Source organism: Methylobacterium sp. J-043, from assembly GCF_022829505.1.
GTDB lineage: Bacteria > Pseudomonadota > Alphaproteobacteria > Rhizobiales > Beijerinckiaceae > Methylobacterium > Methylobacterium extorquens_A.
The window spans coordinates 18,260-36,605 of record NZ_JAKSYB010000075.1; the positions used below are offsets into that span (position 1 = coordinate 18,260).

Below are 18,346 nucleotides of genomic sequence, written 5' to 3' on the forward strand. Positions count from 1 at the left end.
ACAAGCGGCGCCCCGCCACGCCGCCGACCGTGCAACCTTGGGCCTGATCTACGCGCTCGCCGCCTATCTGAGCTGGGGCCTCGTCGTCCCGGTGCATTTCCGGCTGCTCGACGGCATTCCGCCCGGAACGATCCTGGCGCAGCGCATCGCGTGGTCGGCGCTGCTCGTGGTCGGCCTGATCGCGCTGCTGCGAAAGCGGCTCGCCAACCCGTTCCCCCTGCGCCCGCGCCACGGCCTGCTCGTCGTCTCGGCAGGGCTGATCGCGGTCAACTGGATGCTCTACCTCGTGGCGGTGTCGAGCGGGCACATGCTCGATGCGAGCCTGGGCTACTTCATCAACCCGCTGGTCTCGGTGGCGCTCGGCGCCCTCGTCCTCGGCGAGCGCCTGCGCCCGGTCCAGGTGGTGGCGGTGGCCATCGTCGTGCTCGGCGTGGTGATCGCGGTGGCGATGGCCGGGCGCCTGCCGCTGCTGTCGCTCGGCCTCGCGGTCACCTTCGCCCTCTACGGGCTCGTGCGCAAACTCGTCGCCGTCGACGGCACCGTCGGCTTCTGCGCCGAGACCTTCCTGCTCCTGCCCGCAGCTTTGGCCTATCTCTTCTTCGCCGCGCCGCCGGTGCCCGCTGACGCCCGCACCTGGGGGCTGCTGGCGCTCACCGGCGTGACCACGGCGCTGCCGCTGATCTGGTTCGCCGCCGCGGCAACCCGGCTGACCCTGGCGACCCTCGGACTGATGCAGTACATCGCGCCCTCCTGTCTGATGGGGCTCAGCACGCTGGTCTACGGCGAGACCCTGACGCCGGACCGCCTCGTGCTGTTCGGGCTGATCTGGCTGGCGCTGGTGCTCTACGCGTACGATGCGATCCGCCACGAGCGCCGACGGCGCGCCGCGCGGCCGACGGCACGGTCAGGGGAGGGGCGATGACCCGGCTCAACCGCATCACCGATATTTCCGGGCTTCGCGTCGGCCACGCGGAAGACGAAAGAATCGCGAGTGGCGTCACCGCGCTCCTCTTCGAGACACCCTTCGTCTGCGCGGTGGATGTGCGCGGCGGCGGCCCCGGCACCCGCGAGACCGACCTGCTGGATCCCGCCGCCACCGTCCAGGCGGTCGATGCCCTCGTGCTGTCGGGCGGCTCGGCCTTCGGGCTCGACGCGGCGGCGGGCGTCGTCGCCCATCTCAGGGAGGCGGGCCGGGGATTCGCGGTCGGCGATGTGCGGGTGCCGATCGTGCCGGGCGCCATCCTGTTCGACCTGCTCAACGGCGGCGACAAGGCCTGGGGCCGCTTCCCGCCCTACCGCGATCTCGGCTACGCCGCGGCGGAGGCCGCGCGCGGCGGCGCCTTCGCCCTCGGCTCGGTCGGGGCGGGGCTCGGGGCCCGCACCGCCAATCTGAAAGGCGGCCTCGGCTCGGCCTCGAGCGCGGTGCCGGGCCTCTCCGTGCAGGTTGGTGCGCTGGTCGCCGTCAACGCCTTCGGCCGGGTGACGATGGGGCAGGGGCCGCATTTCTGGGCCGCCCCGTTCGAGCGCAACGGCGAGTTCGGCGGCCTCGGCCTGCCGCAGCCGATGCCCGACGACGCCCTCTCGTGGCCGCGCGAGCCCTTGCCCGGCGCCAACACCACGCTGGCGGTCGTCGCCACCGACGCGCGGCTCACCAAGGCGCAGGCCAAGCGCCTTGCCATCGCCGCGCAGGACGGGCTCGCCCGGGCGATCCATCCGGCTCACACCCCGCTCGACGGCGACGTGGTGTTCGCGGTCGCCACCGGCGCGGTGCCGCTCGGGGATGAGGTGGCCGATCTCGCCCGCCTCGGCGCGGCGGCGGCCGAGACGCTGGCGCGGGCAGTCGCCATCGGCGTCCACGCCGCGACCCGGCTGCCATGCCTGGACCTGCCAGCGTGGCGGGATCTTTTCGCGAAACCTTGAACCGAAGGGGTTCCCCAAGGGATCATCCCTTGGGTTGGGCGGCGGGGCAATGCCCCGCCTTCCCTGCAACCAGGGCTCTGCCCTGGACCCTATGACAGGGACCTGTCCTTTCGAAACGCGAACTACAGGTTCGTATAGTTCGGCCCGCCCGGCCCCTCAGGGGTGACCCAGTTGATGTTCTGGTTCGGGTCCTTGATATCGCACGTCTTGCAGTGGACGCAGTTCTGCGCGTTGATCTGGAAGCGCACGCCGTCGCTGGCGGACTTGTCCTCCACCCACTCGTAGACGCCCGCCGGGCAGTAGCGGCTCGACGGACCGCCGTAGACGTCGTGCTCGGAGGTCTTCTGCAGCCCCATATCCTTCACCTTGAGGTGGGGCGGCTGATCCTCCTCGTGGTTGGTGTTCGAGAGATACACCGAGGAGAGCCGGTCGAAGGTGAGCCGGCCGTCGGGCTTGGGGTAGACGATCGGCGTCACCTCCGAGAGGGGCTTGAGGCAGGCATGGTCCGGCTTGCCGTGGCCCAATGTCCCGAACAGCGAGGCGTCGGCGATCGTGTTCATCCACATGTCGAGGCCGCCGAGGCCCACGCCGACCAGCGTGCCGTACTTCGACCAGAGCGGCTTGACGTTGCGCACCGGCTTGAGGTCGCGCCCGATCGGGCTGTCGCGCCAACCCTCCTCGTAGGCGGTCAGTTCGTCGCCCTGGCGGCCGGCGACGAGCGCGTCGAAGATCGCGTCCGCCGCCTGGATGCCGGACAGGATCGCGTTGTGCGAGCCCTTGATGCGCGGCACGTTCACGAAGCCCGCCGAATCGCCGACGAGGCAGCCGCCGGGGAAGACGAGCTTCGGCACCGATTGCCAGCCGCCCTCCATGATCGCACGGGCGCCGTAGCCGATCCGCTTGGCTCCCTCGAAGGTCTCGGCGATCATCGGATGGGTCTTGAAGCGCTGGAACTCCTCGAACGGCGACAGGGTCGGGTTCTCGTAGTTCAGGTGCGTGACGAAGCCGACCGAGAGCAGATGGTCGTCGAAATGGTAGAGCCACGAGCCGCCGCCGGCCTTGTTCGGCAGCGGCCAGCCCATCGTGTGCTGCACCAGCCCCGGCTCGAACTTGTTCGGGGCGAGTTGCCACAGCTCCTTGACGCCCAGGCCGTATTTCTGGTGGTCGCTGTTGCGGTTGAGCCCGAACCGATCGATCAGCGTCTTGGTGAGCGAGCCGCGCGCGCCTTCGCCGAACACCGTGTACTTGGCCCGCAACTCCATGCCGCGGGTGAAGTCGTCGCGCGCCTCGCCGGTGCGGGAGATGCCGAGATCCCCCGTGGCGATGCCGGTCACCGTGCCGCGCTCGTCGTAGAGCACTTCCGCTGCCGGGAAGCCGGGATAGATCTCGACGCCGAAGCCTTCCGCCTTGGCACCCAGCCACTTCACGGTGTTCGAAAGCGAGCCGACGAAATTGCCGTGGTTCGACAGGAGCTTGGGGAAGAACAGGTTCGGCATGGTGACGCCGCTGTTCTTGGTGAGGAAGAGGAACTCGTCGCGCTCCACCGCCGTCTTGAGCGGCCGGTCCGGGTCGTCACGCCATTCGGGGAGGAGAGTGTCGAGGCCGAGCGGATCGACCACGGCACCGGAGAGGATATGCGCGCCAACCTCGCCGCCCTTCTCGACGACGACGACCGAAAGCTCCTCACCCTTCTGCGCGGAGAGCTGCTTGAGGCGGATCGCGGCGGCGAGGCCGGCGGGTCCCGCGCCGACGATCACCACGTCGAAATCCATGCCTTCGCGTTCGGGCAGCGCCATCCTCATTCCTCCTGCGGCCGTTCGGGCATCCGGCGCCGCTCCGGCTCGATTCATTGTCAAGATGTCTCTCAAGCGATTCCAAGGTAGGAAGGCAAGGCCGTTCGGGTAGCGGCAGGCAAGCGCAGGGGGATACGCAGGGAGCGCCCGTGCGACGATCCGCAGGACGCATCCGGGCGTTGTCCACAGGTCGCTCCCACGCCACATGGAAACGATGACGGCAAACCACGCGGATACCGACGCCAGAGGCGACCTGATCTCCTACCTCGACTTCCATGTCGCGGCAGGCGTCGACGCGGCCCTCGACGAGCAGCCCCACGACCGCTTCGCCGAGACCGAGTCCGCTCAGGCGCCCGCCGCCTCGCGGGCCGAGCCGCCGCCCCGCCGCGAGGCCCTCGAACCGCGCCGCGAGCCCCTCGAACAACGCCGTGAGCCCCTCCCGCCGCGCCGCGAGCCGCCGCAGGGCGACACTCCCTCTGCGGAAGGGCCGCCCCTGGAGTTCCGGCGCGAGCTGCCGAGCCGCGACGCGCCCGCGCGTGAGCCTCCCCGCACCTACGGCAACGCGGCCGGCGCCAAGCCCGGCGAGGCAGCGGACGATGCGCGGGCACGGGCAGCGCAGATGAAGACCCTCGACGAATTGGAGGCGCTGCTGCGCGGCTTCGAGGGCTGCGGCCTGCGCTTCACCGCCAAGAACCTCGTCTTCGCCGACGGGAATCCGCAGGCGCGGGTGATGTTCGTCGGCGAAGCGCCGGGTGCCGACGAGGACCGGATCGGCAAGCCGTTCATGGGCCGCTCCGGCCAGCTCCTTGACCGGATGATGGCGGCGATCGGTCTCGACCGGACGAGCGCCTACATCTCCAACGTCGTGCCCTGGCGTCCGCCGGGCAACCGCAACCCGACCCCGCAGGAGATCTCGATCTGCCGCCCCTTCGTCGAGCGCCAGATCGAACTCGCGGATCCCGACATCCTCGTCTGTCTCGGCGCCCCCGCGACGCAGACGCTAACCGGCACGAAGGACGGCATCCTCAAAGCCAGAGGCCGCTTCTATCCCTACCGCCTCGGCGACGGGCGCGAGATCCGGGCGCTCGCCACCCTCCATCCGGCCTACCTGCTGCGCCAGCCGGTGCAGAAGCGCCTCGCCTGGCGTGACTTCCGGATGCTGAAGAGCGCCCTCGACGGGAGCGCCGCGGGCAAGTAGGCCGGGGCCGGCGCCAAGCGGAACCGTATCCTCCGCCTCGCCATTCTAGAAACCAAGTCCGGAATCCCGATGAGGCCGGGCGAGACGCGGGGCAGCGGGAGACTTCATGCGCTGGGACGATTTTCGCGCCTCTGAGAACGTCGAAGACCGGCGCGGCGAGGGCGGCGGCGGCGGGGGCGGCTTCCCCGGCGGCGGCATGGGCGGCCTCGGCATCGGCACGATCGTCATCGTGCTGCTGATCTCCTGGGTCACCGGCATCAACCCGGCGATCCTGCTCGGCGGCGCGCAGCAGATGTCCGGCGGCGGGCAGCAGCGCGAGCAGCGGGTCGATCCCGAGACGCAGGCCCGGCGCGGCGAGGCGCCGACCGACCGCGCCGGCCAGTTCGCCACGAAGATCCTCGGTAACACCGAGGATGTGTGGAACGAGATCCTGCCGAACCAGACGGGGCGGCAATACAAGCCGACGACGATGGTGCTCTACCAGGGCGGCACCCGTTCGGGCTGCGGCATGGCGCAGGCGGCGATGGGGCCGTTCTACTGCCCGCTCGACAAGAAGGTCTATATCGACCTCGGCTTCTTCAAGGAGATGCAGACCAAGTTCGGCGTGAAGGGCGATTTCGCCTATGCCTACGTCATCGCCCACGAGGTCGGCCACCACGTGCAGGACGTGCTCGGCATCCTCGGCAAGGTGCAGAGCCGCCAGCAGAACGCGAGCAGCAAGACGGAGGCGAACCAGCTCTCCGTGCGCGTCGAACTGATGGCCGACTGCCTCGCCGGCGTCTGGGCCAAGAACTCGAACGACCGCTGGAACGCGATGGACCAGAGCGACATCGACGAGGCACTGAAGGCCGCCAGCGCCATCGGCGACGACAAGCTCCAGGAGAAATCGCAGGGCTATGCCGTGCCGGATTCCTTCACCCACGGCTCGTCCGAGCAGCGCAAGCGCTGGTTCATGACCGGCTACAAGAGCGGCCAGACCAAGTCCTGCGACACCTTCCGCGCCAGCCGCGGCTGATTTTTCTGGAACCTGGGAAGGCTGATATGGCCGAGACCGCACGCGAGCTGATGCTCGCCGGAAAGCCCTATCGCGGCGACGATCCGGAACTGATCGCGCTCCGCAACGTCGCCAAGCGGCGGCTCCTGCGGCTCAACGCCATGGAGCCCGAGGATGCGGCCGGCCGCGAGGCGGTGATCCGCGAGCTGCTCGGATCGGCAGGCAGCAACCCGACGATCTGCCCCGGATTCGCCTGCGACTACGGCGGCAACATCACGGTGGGCGACGATTTCTTCTGCAACTTCAACTGCGTCTTCCTCGACTGCGCCCCCATCACCATCGGCCACCGCGCGCAGATCGCCCCGATGGTGCAGCTCTACACCGCCGAGCACCCCCTCGACCGCGCCCGTCGCGCCGCGTTCTGGGAATCGGCCCGGCCCATCACCATCGGCGACGACGTGTGGATCGGCGGCGGCGCGATCCTGCTGCCCGGCATCACTGTCGGCGATGGGGCTGTGATCGGCGCGGGCGCGGTGGTGACCCGCGACGTGCCGGCGGGCGCGGTGGTGGTGGGCAACCCGGCGAAGGTGGTGCGGTGGACGCAGGAGTAGCGCACCCTAACTCCTATAACGGAGCCGACACGTTGGCCGAGGCGTCGGTGATGCGAGGAACGGAGCCGGAGGAGGCATAAAGCGAAAGGGCACCTGCACGGAAACTTCGCGGTTGCCCGCTGCAGGCGGACGCGGCAGAGGGCTCGACAGCTTGACGGCGACGAGAGATGCCTCGTCGAACACGGTTATCCCCGAACTGCGAACGAGCGATATCGCCCCGACGTATCCGTCACCGCCAACGTCGAACTTCACAACCGAGATCGCGCCGCCCGCAGGTGTGTCGCGCGCGCGCGGATCGCGCGGATACCGAACGTTGCAGCGGACGAGGCGAGACGCCACGGCGCGCCATTCGGCCATCGTCTCCACCGCGCGAACCGGAACAGGCATGAGCGGCAGGACGGCAAGGGCCGTTACAGCTGAAATGAGTGCTCGCATCCGTCGATTCCGCCCCCTCGGGCTTGAATCCTACAGCGAGGCTCGGCAACCAAAAAGCGATACTCGCGAAAAGATGCGCCGCATGCGGGCATGTGACGGGGGCGCCGCGCGCTACTCCACCCGCATCCAGCCCTGCGGCATCAGCCGTTCCTGCGGCTTGAACTTGGCCTTGTAGTCCATCTTGCGGGAGCCATCGACCCAGTAGCCGAGATACAGATACGGCAGGCCCAGGGCGCGGGCGCGGCGGATGTGGTCGAGGATCATGTAGGTGCCGAGCGAGCGGCTGGCCTCGGCAGGATCGTAGAACGAGTAGACCATCGACAGGCCGTCGGCGAGGACGTCGGTGAGGCAGACCGCGACGGGGGCGCCGACGCCGCGGCCGTGGATCGCGCTGTCGGGCCCACGCTCGCGGTAGACGACGAGATGGGTGTCGACGTGGCTGTCCTCGATCATCATCGCGTAGTCGAGCACCGTCATGTCGACCATGCCGCCATCGCCGTGGCGGGCGTCGAGATAGCGGCGGAACAGGGCGTATTGCTCGGAGGCCGGACGGTTCGGCTCCGGCGTGCCGATGAGTTCGGCATTGCGCTGGAGGATGCGCCGCTGGCTCGCGGTGATGGCGAAATCCTCGACCACGACCCGCACCGAGACGCAGGCGCGGCAGGTCTCGCAGGCCGGGCGGTAGGCGATGGTCTGCGAGCGGCGGAAGCCGCCCTGGGTCAGGATCTCGTTGAGGTCCCGGGCACGCCGCCCGACGAGGTGGGTGAACACCTTGCGCTCCTCCTGGCCCGGTAGGTACGGGCAAGGGGAGGGCGCCGTGAGGTAGAATTGCGGTGTGTCGCGCGGATGGCTCGTCACGCTGGGAAGGCTCGCCCTCGGGGCCACGGCATCGAACGCTGGCACCACAGCCAATGTAACGGGATCGCCGCGGGGCTCAACCGGATTGATCGGGCATGACGGCGGCTTTCCGCCGCCATCCCCTCACCCGAAGGAGGGATCAGTCGCGCACGACGGCGAGACCCAGCAGCAGGTCGTGGCCGAGGCGCCGGTCGGAGCGGACGAGACCGAACACCACGTCGATGCACCAGAGCAGGAAGGTCGAGATCGCCACGTAGAACAGCAGCGCATGGATGCCCGCCGTCAGGAAATCCACCGGGCGGCCGCTCTCGGGTGCCACCACGCGCAGGCCGAGCATGCGCATCCCGAGCGTGCTCTGCTTGGGGCCGCCCACCGTGATTGCGCTGTAGAGGATGCCGCTGACGCCGAGGATCGGGAACAGCATCCACGCAAAGCCGAAGGTGAGCACGCCGAGGATCGCAATCGCCGTGGCGAGCACGGCCGTGAACACGAAGATGAAGGCGAGATCGAGCAGGTAGGCGACCGTGCGCCCGCCGAGACTCGCCCGCACATACGGCACGGGAAATCCGCCGGGACCCGGCATGCCCGCCGGGTTGGTGTAACCGGGGTGATAACCGGGCTGAAAATCCGTCATGGCCGCCGCTTCCTCGACCGTTGCGTGCACCCCGATCAAGTGGGGAGACGATGCAGTGCTGCCAAGAGAGGGCAGGCGCGATCCTCCCGCCGTCAGGTTATACCGCCACCCATCGCCATCACCGTATTCCGGGATCGGCGGCCTCGGCCTCGGGCGTCGTCAGGTAGTAATGCCTGAGCAGGTAGAGCGAGGCTCCGGTCATCGGTCCCTGCTCGGTCGTCACCGCGTTGAGGTCGTCGCCGGCGCCGAAATGGCAGACGAGGAAGCGGGGCCGGGTCGCCTCGGCCTTCGCGAGCCCACCGGCCGAGCCCGTGAGGCGGTAATCGACCCGCACGCTGCCGCTTCTCGCGCCCGATCCCACCCGTAAGAGGTCGATCGCGGCGCCGGGCGGGGCGAGCGCCGGCACCGCCCGGCGGCAGAGCGTCGCCCGGCGCGCGTCGAGCGCCGTGTCACAGCCGAATCCGGCCGCGAGCCAGAGGATGACGGCGCCCGCCAGCGCCGCCCGCTCGATGTGGATCAAGGCCGTCGCGCCTGGGGTCGGGCCGCCGTCAGGCGCCCGCGCGCAGCCGCTCGGCGACGCGGGGGGCGTAGTAAGTCAGCACCCCGTCGGCGCCCGCGCGCTTGAAGGCGAGCAGGCTCTCGGTCATGGCGCGGTCGCCGTCGAGCCAGCCGTTGCGGGCGGCAGCCTCGATCATCGCGTACTCGCCCGACACCTGGTAGGCGAAGGTCGGCACGCCGAACTCGCTCTTCACCCGGGTGATGATGTCGAGATAGGGCAGGCCCGGCTTGACCATCACCGAGTCGGCGCCCTCGGCCAGATCGAGAGCCACCTCGCGCAGGGCCTCGGCCGCGTTGCCGGGATCCATCTGGTAGGTGCGCTTGTCGCCGACCAGCGCCGCGCTGGTGCCGATGGCGTCGCGGAACGGCCCGTAGAAGGCGCTGGCGTATTTCGCGGCGTAGGCCATGATCTGCACGTCGCGAAAGCCGGCCCGGTCGAGGCCGGTGCGGATGGCGCCGACGCGCCCGTCCATCATGTCGGAGGGGGCGATGATGTCGGTGCCGGCCTCGGCCTGGATCAGGCTCTGCTCGACCAGCACCGCCACGGTCTCGTCGTTGAGGATCGCGCCGGCCTCGATCAAGCCGTCATGGCCGTGGCTGGTATAGGGGTCGAGCGCGACATCGGTCATCACGCCGATCTCGGGGACCGCGCGCTTCACCGCCCGCACCGCCCGGCAGACGAGGTTTTCGCGGTTCAACGCCTCGGAGCCGGTCGGGTCGCGCAGGGACGGCTCGGTGTAGGGGAAGAACGAGATCGCCGGGATGCCGAGCCGCGCGGCGCGCTCGGCCTCGCGCACAATCTCGTCGACGCTCAGGCGCTCGACGCCGGGCATGGAGGCGATCGGCTCGCGGCGGCCTTCGCCCTCGATCACGAAGAGCGGCCAGATCAGGTCATCAACGGTGAGGGTATGCTCGCGCACGAGGCGGCGCGACCAATCCGCCTTGCGGTTCCGGCGCGGGCGCTGGGTCAGGCTCAGCGGCCCCGCGCCGGGGGCGGCTTCGCGCGCGGTCTCGATGGCGAGCGGGCGCGGGGTGGCGTCAGACATGAGCCTCAGGACTCCGGTTGCTCCAGGACGCTCTCGAACCGAAGGGGAGACCGGTTCGGTGCGGAGGATCGCATCACGACAAAGACGTCAAACCCATGCGCGACCGCAAGCCCGACGGCGAGGGCTCGGGGCGGAGCGTTCCGAGTGCGCCCCCCCGACAACCATCCGGCGTTCGGAGGTTGCCACAAGAAGGAGAGGTGAGGAAAGCGCCACGGACCGCGCGACCATCGACGATACTCAAGCCTCTTGCTGTTGCATCGTCTTCTCGGACAGGCCGGTCTGCGCCTCTTCGGGCGGTGCCCTAGCACATTCGAATTCGGGCTCGAAAGGTGCCGTTGCCGCAGGCCGCCGAATGCGAGCGGCTCCGTCCCGAGGCCCACGCGCCGGACATCGACGGAGCGCTTCTGAAGGGTGCCGAAAGAGGTTCCATGCATGCGGACTCCGTCGGAGGGCCGGTTTTCCAAGCCGCCTCGCGAGGCGGTCGATGCGGTCCGGCGCCGTCGCACGCTCCGCGTTGACGCCCCACCCGGGAGTTCGTCTAAGAGGGCCGCGCAAGGCCCCCGGCGCAAAGCCTCCGGGCACGGGGCCCGGCTTCGAAACGGCGGGCATCCGCTCGGGTGACGATGCGGCGGAGGGGAGCGCGGCGGTGGAGCGCGGAATGTCGGGTGGGCAAAAGGCCTCGCAACAACAAGCCTTGCAACGGGACGTGCGCGAGCCGTCGGCCGAGCCCGAGATCGTGTTCGAGACCCGCGGCGAGGCCGGGCTGATCACCCTGACACGGCCGAAGGCGCTCAATGCCCTCACCCTGCCGATGGTGGAGGCGATGCACCGCCAGCTCCGGGCTTGGGCGGGGGATGCGCGGGTCAGCCGGGTCGTGGTGCGGGGCTCCGGCGGACGCGCCTTCTGCGCGGGCGGCGACATCCGCCAGATCCACGCCCTCGGCAAGGCCGGGCGCCATGCCGACGTGATGGCGTTCTGGCGCGGGGAATACTGGCTCGACGCCACGGTAAAGTTCTACCCGAAGCCCTACATCGCGCTGATCGAAGGGATCGTGATGGGCGGCGGCGTCGGCATCTCGCTGCACGGCGACGTGCGGGTCGCAGCCGGGAACTACAGCTTCGCCATGCCCGAGACCGGCATCGGCTTCTTCCCGGATGTCGGCGCGACCTACGCCCTGCCGCGCCTGCCCGGCTACACCGGGCGCTACCTCGCGCTGACGGGCGCGCGGATCGGCGCGGGCGACGCGCTCGCCGTCGGCCTCGCGACCCACGCGGCGCGGGGGCAAGACTTCGAGACCATCATCGAGCGGCTGGCGGGGGGAGGGGCCATCGCCCGCGCCTTCGACGGCCTCGACGCGCCGGAGACGGAGACCGGTCCCCTCGTCGCCGAGCGGGCGCTGATCGATGCCTGCTTCTCCGCCGACACCGTCACGGAGGTGCTCGCCCGGCTCGACGCGTCGGCGCGGGATGGCTCCGCCTTCGCGAAAGCGACCGCGGCGACGATCCGCACCCGCTCACCCACCAGCCTGACCATCGCCCTGGCGCAGATGCGCCGCGGGGCCGGCTTGAGCTTTGCCGAGGCGATTCTGGCGGAGTACCGGCTGTGCGAGCGGGTGATGCGTGGGCATGATTTCTACGAGGGCGTGCGAGCGGTGATCGTCGACAAGGACAACCGGCCGGCCTGGCAACCTGCGACCCTGGACGCGGTCGATGCCGAGGCGATCGAGGCCGCCTTCGGCCTGCTCGACGGCCCCGAGCCGCTCTTCGACGGCAGCCAGGGCCCGCACGAAGCGGCGCCTGCTGTGGAGGCACGGTCGTGAGGGCGCTCGCCAAGGTCGGCTCGACGCTCGACGGGCGCGGACGCCCGAGCGCCGGGGCCGGCGACCGGATCGAGGGCACCGCGCCGCGGGCGCAGACCCGCTGGGACGTGGTGCTCGTCTGGTTCATGCGCATCACCGCGCTGGTCTGGCTCGTCAAAGGACTCGCGACCTGGGGCGAGATCCTCGATCTGATCCCCGGCCGGACGCCGTTCGCCGACCTGCCGATGGGACGGCAATCGGCGATCGTCTACTTCGCGGTGATCGACTTCGTGGCCGCGGTCGGCCTGTGGCTGACGAGCGCCTGGGGCGGCGTGGTCTGGCTGCTCGCCGCGACCTCGGCGCTGACACTGGCGCTGCTGACGCCGCAGCTCCTGCCGATGTCGGTGCCGGTGATCGCAGTGCAGGCAAGCATTGTCGCTGTTTACTTCGTGTTATCCTGGCTGGCGGCGCGCGATGTAGGCTGAACAAGAGGTCAACATCATCGTTTCATTTTGCATTTACCGACAGAAGTAAATCGCGAGTTCATCCTGTCGCTTAAATCGGCTTTCATCGGTGGGGGCTAGGTTCACCTCATAAGCGAGGCCGGCCAGCAAGAGCCGGCACGAACCGACAGGAAGGCACCACGATGAGCACGAAGGCCGCCAACACCGCCCTCAAGACCACCGACGCCGCCCCGGAGCTTCAGGGCGCCGCCGGCTCCTATCTCGAGGCGCTGCACCTCGTGGAGCGGCTGCACCGCCGCCTCCTCGACGTCATCAAGGACGAGTTCGACCGGCGCGGCCGCGAGGACGTCAACAGCGTCCAGGCGCTGCTGCTCTACAACATCGGCGACAAGGAGCTGACCGCGAGCGAGCTGCGCTCGAAGGGCTACTATCTCGGCTCGAACGTGTCCTACAACGTCAAGAAGCTGGTCGAGGCCGGCTTCCTGCACCACGCCCGCTCCAAGACCGACCGGCGCTCGGTGCGCATCAGCCTGACCCCAAAGGGCCGCGAGATCCACGACCTGATCCAGGGCCTCTACGACAAGCACGCCCGCACGATCCAGCCGATCGGCGGCATCTCCGAGGACGATTTCGGCCGCCTCAACCTCGCGCTGTCCCGCCTGGAGCGCTTCTGGACCGACCAGATCCGCTACCGTCTCTGAGCAAGGCACCGGGATATCGAAAGCAGGAAGGCCGGAGGGTTCTGTCGCGAACCCTCCGGCCTTCCTGCTTTTTCGTCGCGTCGCACCGCAAACGAAAAGGGCGCCGCCCTCTCAGGCAGCGCCCCTGGTCTCACCGGATCGAGTCCGGCGACGCCTTCTTAGTTGAAGGTGTCGATCTCAGCGGACTCGTAGGAGGTGACTTCCATGCCGACGCAGATCTCGGCAACGACGGGAGCGGACCACTTCATGATGTTTCTCCTGATAAACGAAAGTGATGGAAACCGAACCAGCCTAAGCTGGCGACGCCTTCTTAGTTGAAGGTGTCGATCTCGGCGGACTCGTAGGACGTGACTTCCATGCCGACGCAGATCTCGGCAACAACGGGGGCAGACCACTTCATGGCGTGTCTCCTGATGAGGTTTTGAATACGAAGGTCGGTCTTTCAACCGGCCCGACCTCGAACTGAGGTGGACCGTTCGTGTGCCCGGTCCCTCGTGTTCGACGCCCTTGATATAGACAATCCGTTGGGCGCAATTCAAGCGGGCCCTACACTTATATTTCTCATAGATTGCTCTCAGAAACGCCCAGGCCGACGGTTGAGAGCAGCATCTTCTTGCAGGATGCGCGGAAAAGTGCTGGCCTATCAGGGATATGGTGCCGGTGACCGCGATTCACAAGCGCAATGGCCGGGACGGTTCGCACGATCTTTTGCCGAATTCTCCCGATCATTTTTATCGGACGGCAGCGGCTCCGGGCCTGTGCCGACACGTGCGAGGGCCAGCCTTAGCGTGAGCCCGTGCCGATGCGGCCACTCTTGTGATGCCGGGGGCGATGCGGCAAAGCGGGGCTCTCGCGCGCACACGACTTCGAGAGCCCCGAAATGCACGACATCCGCGCCATCCGCGAGAACCCGGAGGCCTTCGACCGCGATCTGGAGCGCCGCGGCCTCGCCCCCCTGAGCGCCGAGCTCATCGCCCTCGACGACACCCGCAAGGGCGCGGTCTCGGCGGCGCAGGCGGCCCAGGAGCGGCGCAACGCGCTCTCCAAGGAGATTGGCGCCGCCAAGAAGGCCAAGGACGAGGCCCGCGCGACCGAGCTGATGGCCGAGGTCGCCCGCCTGAAGGAAGAGGCACCGGGCCTCGAAGCCGCGCAGGGCGAGGCAGGAAAAGCCCTCGACGCGCGCCTTGCCGCAATCCCGAACCGTCCGAAGGAGGACGTGCCCCCCGGCGCCGACGAGCACGGCAATGTCGAGTACCGCCGCTTCGAGTCCTCCCGTGAGCGCCTGGAGCAAGGCCGCCAGCACTTCGAGCTCGGCGAGGCCACCGGGCTGATGGATTTCGAGGCGGCCGCGAAACTCTCCGGCTCGCGCTTCGTCGTGCTGAAGGGCCAGCTCGCCCGGCTGGAGCGGGCGCTCGGCCAGTTCATGCTCGACCTGCACACGGGCGAGCATGGTTATTTGGAAGTTGCGCCGCCGATTCTCGTCCGGAATGAGGCGATGTTTGGCACGGCACAGTTGCCCAAATTCGAGAACGACCAATTTTCCGTCTTTAATGGCTTGGATTACATCAAAACATTGAAAATTATGGCCGAAACGCAGCGGCAAGAGCCATACGTCGATCCAGATCAGGTGAACGACAAAAATTTCTGGCTCGTCCCCACCGCCGAAGTCCCGCTCACCAACCTCGTGCGCGAAAGCATCCTGGCCGAGGACGAACTCCCCCTGCGCTTCACCGCGCTCACCCCGTGCTTCCGCGCGGAGGCCGGGGCGGCGGGGCGCGACACCCGCGGCATGCTGCGCCAGCACCAGTTCAACAAGGTCGAGCTGGTCTCGATCACCGCGCCCGAAAAGTCGGCCGAGGAGCACGAGCGGATGCTCGCCTGCGCCGAGGCGGTCCTCAAGAAACTCGATCTTACCTATCGCGTCATGACGCTCTGCACCGGCGACATGGGCTTTGCCAGCCAGAAGACCTACGACATCGAGGTCTGGGTGCCGGGACAGCAGACGTATCGCGAGATCTCGTCCTGCTCGGTCTGCGGCGAGTTCCAGGCGCGGCGGATGAATGCGCGCTACCGGGCGAAAGAGGGCAGGGGGGTCGGCTTCGTCCACACCCTGAACGGCTCGGGCGTCGCGGTCGGCCGCGCCCTGATCGCCGTGATGGAGAACTACCAGAACGCCGACGGCAGCGTCACGATCCCGTCGGCGCTTCAGCCCTACATGGGCGGCCTGAACCGGATCGAGGGACCGAACCACTGATGCGCATCCTGGTCACGAACGACGACGGCATCCACGCGCCGGGCCTGGAGACGCTGGAAGGCATCGCCCGCGCGCTCAGCGACGACGTCTGGGTGGTGGCACCCGAGACCGATCAATCGGGCGTCTCGCACTCGCTCTCGCTCAACGATCCGCTGCGCCTGCGCCAGATCGCGGAGAAGCGCTTCGCGGTGAAGGGCACGCCCTCGGACTGCATCATCATGGGGGTGGCCCACATCCTCAAGGACCATAAGCCCGATCTCGTGCTCTCCGGCGTCAACCGCGGGCAGAACGTGGCCGAGGACGTGACCTATTCCGGCACCATCGCCGGGGCGATGGAGGGCACGATCCTCGGCATCCGCTCGATCGCGCTGAGCCAAGCCTACGGCGCGGGCGGGCGGGCCAACCTGAAATGGGCCTGCGCCGCCGCGCACGGGCCGCGGGTGATCGAGAAGATCCTGGAGATCGGGATCGAGCCCGGCATCCTTGTCAACGTCAACTTCCCCGATTGCGAGCCGGAGGACGTGCAGGGCGTGGCGGTCTCGGCGCAGGGCCAGCGCAACCAGGCGCTCCTGCAGATCGACGCCCGCCATGACGGGCGCGGCAATCCCTATTTCTGGCTCGCCTTCGCCAAGGCGCGGTTCGAGCCCGGCAACGGCACCGATCTCAAGGCGATCGCCGAGAACCGCATCTCGGTGACGCCGCTGCGGCTCGACCTCACCGACGAACCGGAACTCACCCGTTTCGCCGCGGCGTTCCGGGCGTGAGCGGGGGCGGCCGTCCGGGCCCTCATGCCGCCTGAGGCCCGAGAGCCCGACGAACGGGCCGACAGGCTGTCCGCAGGGCTGGCGGAGGCGACCGGCAACGCCGCCTTCGTGCTGGCCCTGCGCGAGCGGGGCGTGCGCGACACCGCCGTGCTGCGGGCGATGGAGCAGGTGCCGCGCGAGCGCTTCGCGCCGCCGGCCCTGCGCCCCCATGCGCGGCGCGACATCGCCCTGCCGCTCGCCTGCGGCCAGACCATGACCGCACCGAGCATCGTCGCACAGATGCTCGGCGCCCTCGACCTCGCCCCCGGCCAGCGCGTGCTGGAGGTCGGCACGGGCACGGGCTACGTCACCGCCCTGCTGGTGCGGCTCGGGGCCGCCCATGTGCGCAGCCTGGAGCGCTACGAGGGGCTCGCCCGCGCGGCGCGGGCGCATCTCGGGCCCGACCTCGCCGACGTGACCGTCGAGACCCATGACGGGCTCGCACCCGAAGTCGTGCGGGGCGGAAGCTACGACCGCATCCTCGTCAACGGCAGCCTCACCGCGCTGCCGCCGCACCTGCCCGCCGCGCTCAAATCCGGCGGCCGGCTGGTGGCGGGCCATTGGACCGGGCGGGGGAGCCGGCTCGTGACGCTGACCCGCGACAGCGCGGCCGCCTACGCCCGGACGGAAGGGGCAGCCCTGCGCCTCGGCCCCCTGACGCCGGGGCGTGCGCTGGGCTCCTAGCGGCCCGACCAACGGTTCGGCGCGTGCGCGTCGCGGGGAGGTCTCGCCCGCTCGGACGCGCAATCGGCCCCGTTGCCAGACTTCCTCAACCTTTACGGAACCCGCGCGAAACCGATCCCTGTGACGATCTCGGGAACGGTTGCTTAACCTGAATCCCGTTTGAATAGCTCATCACGTTGCGTCAGTGTTCAAGCGGGTGCGTCGATGCGGGTTCGGGGGAAAAGACTGGGCTTGAGGACGCTTTCGCGCTTCGCCCTCATCGGTATGATCGGCGGTGGCACCGCTGCCTGTTCGTCGGACGCCTCGCGTCTCGGCGATCCCTTCACCAACCCGTTCGCCTCGCTGACGGGTGAGCCCTCGGCCACCGGCAGCCTGCCGGAAGACGGCGTGGACGGTGAGATGGCGCCGGCGCCCGCGATCCGCACGCCGCGCATCCAGTCGCAGGCGCTGCCCGCCCCCGGCCCGGCCCTGTCGCCGCGCCCCGGCGCGATCAGCGCCGCCCCGACCGCGCCGAGGACCGTGACCCGCGTCGCGACGGCCGAGCCGATCTCCGGCGGTATGGCGAGCAACGTGGCCGGCCTGAACCCCGATGCGGGCCGTGCGATGACGCCGCGCGCCTCCGCCCCAGCGCCGCAGCCCAAGCTCCAGTTCGGCAAGCCCGTCGACAAGGCTGCCGAGAAGCGTGCCGCCGAGGCCGCCGCCGCGAAGGCCACCGAGGCCCGCCGCGACGCGGAGCGGCAGGCCGCCGCCGCGAAGGTCGCCGAAGCCAAGGCGGCCGAAGCCAAGGCCGCGGAGAAGGCCGCGCAGTCGAAGAAGCTCTCCGACGCCAAGGCGGCCGAGGCGAAGAAGGCGGCGGAGGCTGCCAAGCATCCGCGTCCGGGCCAGAAGGGGCCTGAGAAGGTCGCCAAGGCCGAGACGAAGGCCGATCCGAAGGATGCAGCCAAGGAGGCTGCGAAGGCGGACGCCGCCCGCAAGGCCGAAGCCGAGGCCAAGCAGGCCAAGGCGGACGCCGCCAAGAAGCTGGCCGAAGCCCGCGCCGCGGAGACGGCGGCGAAAGCTGCCGCCAAGGAGAGCAAGGAGGCCGCCAAGGCTTCCGCGAAGGAAGCGGCGCCGGCTGCCCCCGTGAAGGTCGCCAGCGCCGACGCGGCGGCCCCGATCCCGGCCGCCGCCCCGGCAGCCCCGGCCGAGTCGTTCCGCTGGCCCGCCAAGGGCCGGATCATCAATGCCTACGGGTCGTCCGGCAACGAGGGCATCAACATCGCCGTGCCCGAGGGTACGCCGGTCAAGGCCGCCGAGGACGGCACCGTGGCCTATGCCGGCTCCGACGTGAAGGGCTACGGCAAGCTCGTGCTGGTGCGGCACACCAACGGCTACGTCTCGGCCTACGCCCATAACGGCGAGCTGGACGTGCGCCCCGGCGAGAAGGTGAAGCGCGGCCAGACCATCGCCAAGTCCGGCGCCACCGGCAATGTCACCTCGCCCCAGCTCCACTTCGAGCTGCGCAAGGGTGCGACCCCGGTCGATCCGATGCCCCATCTCGGCGGCTGATCCTTTCTCCCGACATGAAACGAAAACGGCGGCTCCGCGAGGAGCCG

General features: G+C 69.2%; 20 protein-coding genes. 12 read left to right on the forward strand and 8 right to left on the reverse strand.

Going from position 1 to position 18,346, the window contains the following annotated elements; genetic code table 11:
• The first annotated feature begins 37 nt into the window (after positions 1-37).
• Both rarD and MKK50_RS23315 read left to right on the forward strand, forming a co-directional pair.
• A complete protein-coding gene (gene rarD, locus MKK50_RS23310; protein WP_499025560.1) occupies positions 38-922 on the forward strand; it encodes an EamA family transporter RarD in 885 nt (294 codons plus the stop codon).
• Complete coding sequence (locus MKK50_RS23315; RefSeq protein ID WP_499025561.1) at positions 919-1,920, forward strand: P1 family peptidase; 1,002 nt, start codon at positions 919-921, stop codon at positions 1,918-1,920. The genes rarD and MKK50_RS23315 overlap by 4 nt, the downstream gene beginning before the upstream one ends.
• 122 nt (positions 1,921-2,042) lie before the next feature.
• On the opposite strand, the gene MKK50_RS23320 is transcribed toward MKK50_RS23315, so the two are convergent.
• Complete coding sequence (locus MKK50_RS23320) at positions 2,043-3,716, reverse strand: electron transfer flavoprotein-ubiquinone oxidoreductase (RefSeq protein WP_499025563.1); 1,674 nt, start codon at positions 3,714-3,716, stop codon at positions 2,043-2,045.
• Positions 3,717-3,918: 202 nt separating this feature from the next.
• Between MKK50_RS23320 and MKK50_RS23325 the strand changes: the two genes are divergently transcribed.
• From MKK50_RS23325 to MKK50_RS23335, 3 genes are all read left to right on the forward strand, one after another.
• Positions 3,919-4,911 (forward strand): uracil-DNA glycosylase, encoded by a 993-nt coding sequence (locus tag MKK50_RS23325; RefSeq protein WP_499025564.1) that lies wholly within the window; start codon positions 3,919-3,921, stop codon positions 4,909-4,911.
• Positions 4,912-5,017: 106 nt separating this feature from the next.
• Positions 5,018-5,926: a KPN_02809 family neutral zinc metallopeptidase gene (gene ypfJ, locus MKK50_RS23330; RefSeq protein ID WP_499025565.1), complete on the forward strand. Its 909-nt coding sequence runs from the start codon at positions 5,018-5,020 to the stop codon at positions 5,924-5,926.
• Between the two features lie 26 nt (positions 5,927-5,952).
• Positions 5,953-6,516: a sugar O-acetyltransferase gene (locus tag MKK50_RS23335; RefSeq protein ID WP_499025567.1), complete on the forward strand. Its 564-nt coding sequence runs from the start codon at positions 5,953-5,955 to the stop codon at positions 6,514-6,516.
• A gap of 6 nt (positions 6,517-6,522) precedes the next feature.
• Here MKK50_RS23335 and MKK50_RS23340 read toward each other — a convergent pair whose 3' ends face one another.
• From MKK50_RS23340 to hemB, 5 genes are all read right to left on the reverse strand, one after another.
• The gene (locus tag MKK50_RS23340) at positions 6,523-6,951 is read right to left on the reverse strand and encodes a TonB family protein (RefSeq protein ID WP_499025568.1); all 429 of its coding nucleotides are present in this window, start codon (positions 6,949-6,951) and stop codon (positions 6,523-6,525) included.
• Positions 6,952-7,062: 111 nt separating this feature from the next.
• Positions 7,063-7,809: an arginyltransferase gene (locus MKK50_RS23345; RefSeq protein WP_499025569.1), complete on the reverse strand. Its 747-nt coding sequence runs from the start codon at positions 7,807-7,809 to the stop codon at positions 7,063-7,065.
• 139 nt (positions 7,810-7,948) lie between these two features.
• A complete protein-coding gene (locus MKK50_RS23350; RefSeq protein WP_253369574.1) occupies positions 7,949-8,443 on the reverse strand; it encodes an RDD family protein in 495 nt (164 codons plus the stop codon).
• Positions 8,444-8,561: 118 nt separating this feature from the next.
• Positions 8,562-8,963 (reverse strand): hypothetical protein, encoded by a 402-nt coding sequence (locus tag MKK50_RS23355; protein ID WP_499025570.1) that lies wholly within the window; start codon positions 8,961-8,963, stop codon positions 8,562-8,564.
• Positions 8,964-8,991: 28 nt separating this feature from the next.
• A complete protein-coding gene (hemB, locus tag MKK50_RS23360) occupies positions 8,992-10,047 on the reverse strand; it encodes a porphobilinogen synthase (protein ID WP_499025571.1) in 1,056 nt (351 codons plus the stop codon).
• Between the two features lie 658 nt (positions 10,048-10,705).
• Between hemB and MKK50_RS23365 the strand changes: the two genes are divergently transcribed.
• From MKK50_RS23365 to ldtR, 3 genes are all read left to right on the forward strand, one after another.
• Positions 10,706-11,866 (forward strand): enoyl-CoA hydratase/isomerase family protein, encoded by a 1,161-nt coding sequence (locus MKK50_RS23365; RefSeq protein WP_499025572.1) that lies wholly within the window; start codon positions 10,706-10,708, stop codon positions 11,864-11,866.
• The gene (locus tag MKK50_RS23370) at positions 11,863-12,330 is read left to right on the forward strand and encodes a DUF6163 family protein (RefSeq protein WP_253369581.1); all 468 of its coding nucleotides are present in this window, start codon (positions 11,863-11,865) and stop codon (positions 12,328-12,330) included. The genes MKK50_RS23365 and MKK50_RS23370 overlap by 4 nt, the downstream gene beginning before the upstream one ends.
• 161 nt (positions 12,331-12,491) lie before the next feature.
• On the forward strand, positions 12,492-13,010 hold the full coding sequence (ldtR, locus tag MKK50_RS23375) for a transcriptional regulator LdtR (RefSeq protein ID WP_056199484.1): 519 nt from the start codon (positions 12,492-12,494) through the stop codon (positions 13,008-13,010).
• Positions 13,011-13,168: 158 nt separating this feature from the next.
• On the opposite strand, the gene pqqA (MKK50_RS23380) is transcribed toward ldtR, so the two are convergent.
• Both pqqA (MKK50_RS23380) and pqqA (MKK50_RS23385) read right to left on the reverse strand, forming a co-directional pair.
• Positions 13,169-13,258 (reverse strand): pyrroloquinoline quinone precursor peptide PqqA, encoded by a 90-nt coding sequence (gene pqqA / locus MKK50_RS23380; protein WP_015857429.1) that lies wholly within the window; start codon positions 13,256-13,258, stop codon positions 13,169-13,171.
• A gap of 62 nt (positions 13,259-13,320) precedes the next feature.
• Positions 13,321-13,410, reverse strand: a complete 90-nt coding sequence (pqqA, locus tag MKK50_RS23385; protein ID WP_015857429.1) for a pyrroloquinoline quinone precursor peptide PqqA — start codon at positions 13,408-13,410, stop codon at positions 13,321-13,323.
• Positions 13,411-13,890: 480 nt separating this feature from the next.
• Here pqqA (MKK50_RS23385) and serS point away from each other — a divergent pair, with 480 nt between their 5' ends.
• The 4 genes from serS (at position 13,891) to MKK50_RS23405 (ending at position 18,299) form a co-directional block, all read left to right on the forward strand.
• The gene (serS, locus tag MKK50_RS23390; protein WP_499025573.1) at positions 13,891-15,264 is read left to right on the forward strand and encodes a serine--tRNA ligase; all 1,374 of its coding nucleotides are present in this window, start codon (positions 13,891-13,893) and stop codon (positions 15,262-15,264) included.
• The gene (surE, locus tag MKK50_RS23395; protein ID WP_135297463.1) at positions 15,264-16,028 is read left to right on the forward strand and encodes a 5'/3'-nucleotidase SurE; all 765 of its coding nucleotides are present in this window, start codon (positions 15,264-15,266) and stop codon (positions 16,026-16,028) included. The genes serS and surE overlap by 1 nt, the downstream gene beginning before the upstream one ends.
• Positions 16,029-16,052: 24 nt before the next feature.
• Positions 16,053-16,751 (forward strand): protein-L-isoaspartate O-methyltransferase family protein, encoded by a 699-nt coding sequence (locus MKK50_RS23400; RefSeq protein WP_499025575.1) that lies wholly within the window; start codon positions 16,053-16,055, stop codon positions 16,749-16,751.
• 204 nt (positions 16,752-16,955) lie between these two features.
• A complete protein-coding gene (locus MKK50_RS23405) occupies positions 16,956-18,299 on the forward strand; it encodes a murein hydrolase activator EnvC family protein (protein ID WP_499025577.1) in 1,344 nt (447 codons plus the stop codon).
• Positions 18,300-18,346 lie beyond the last annotated feature (47 nt).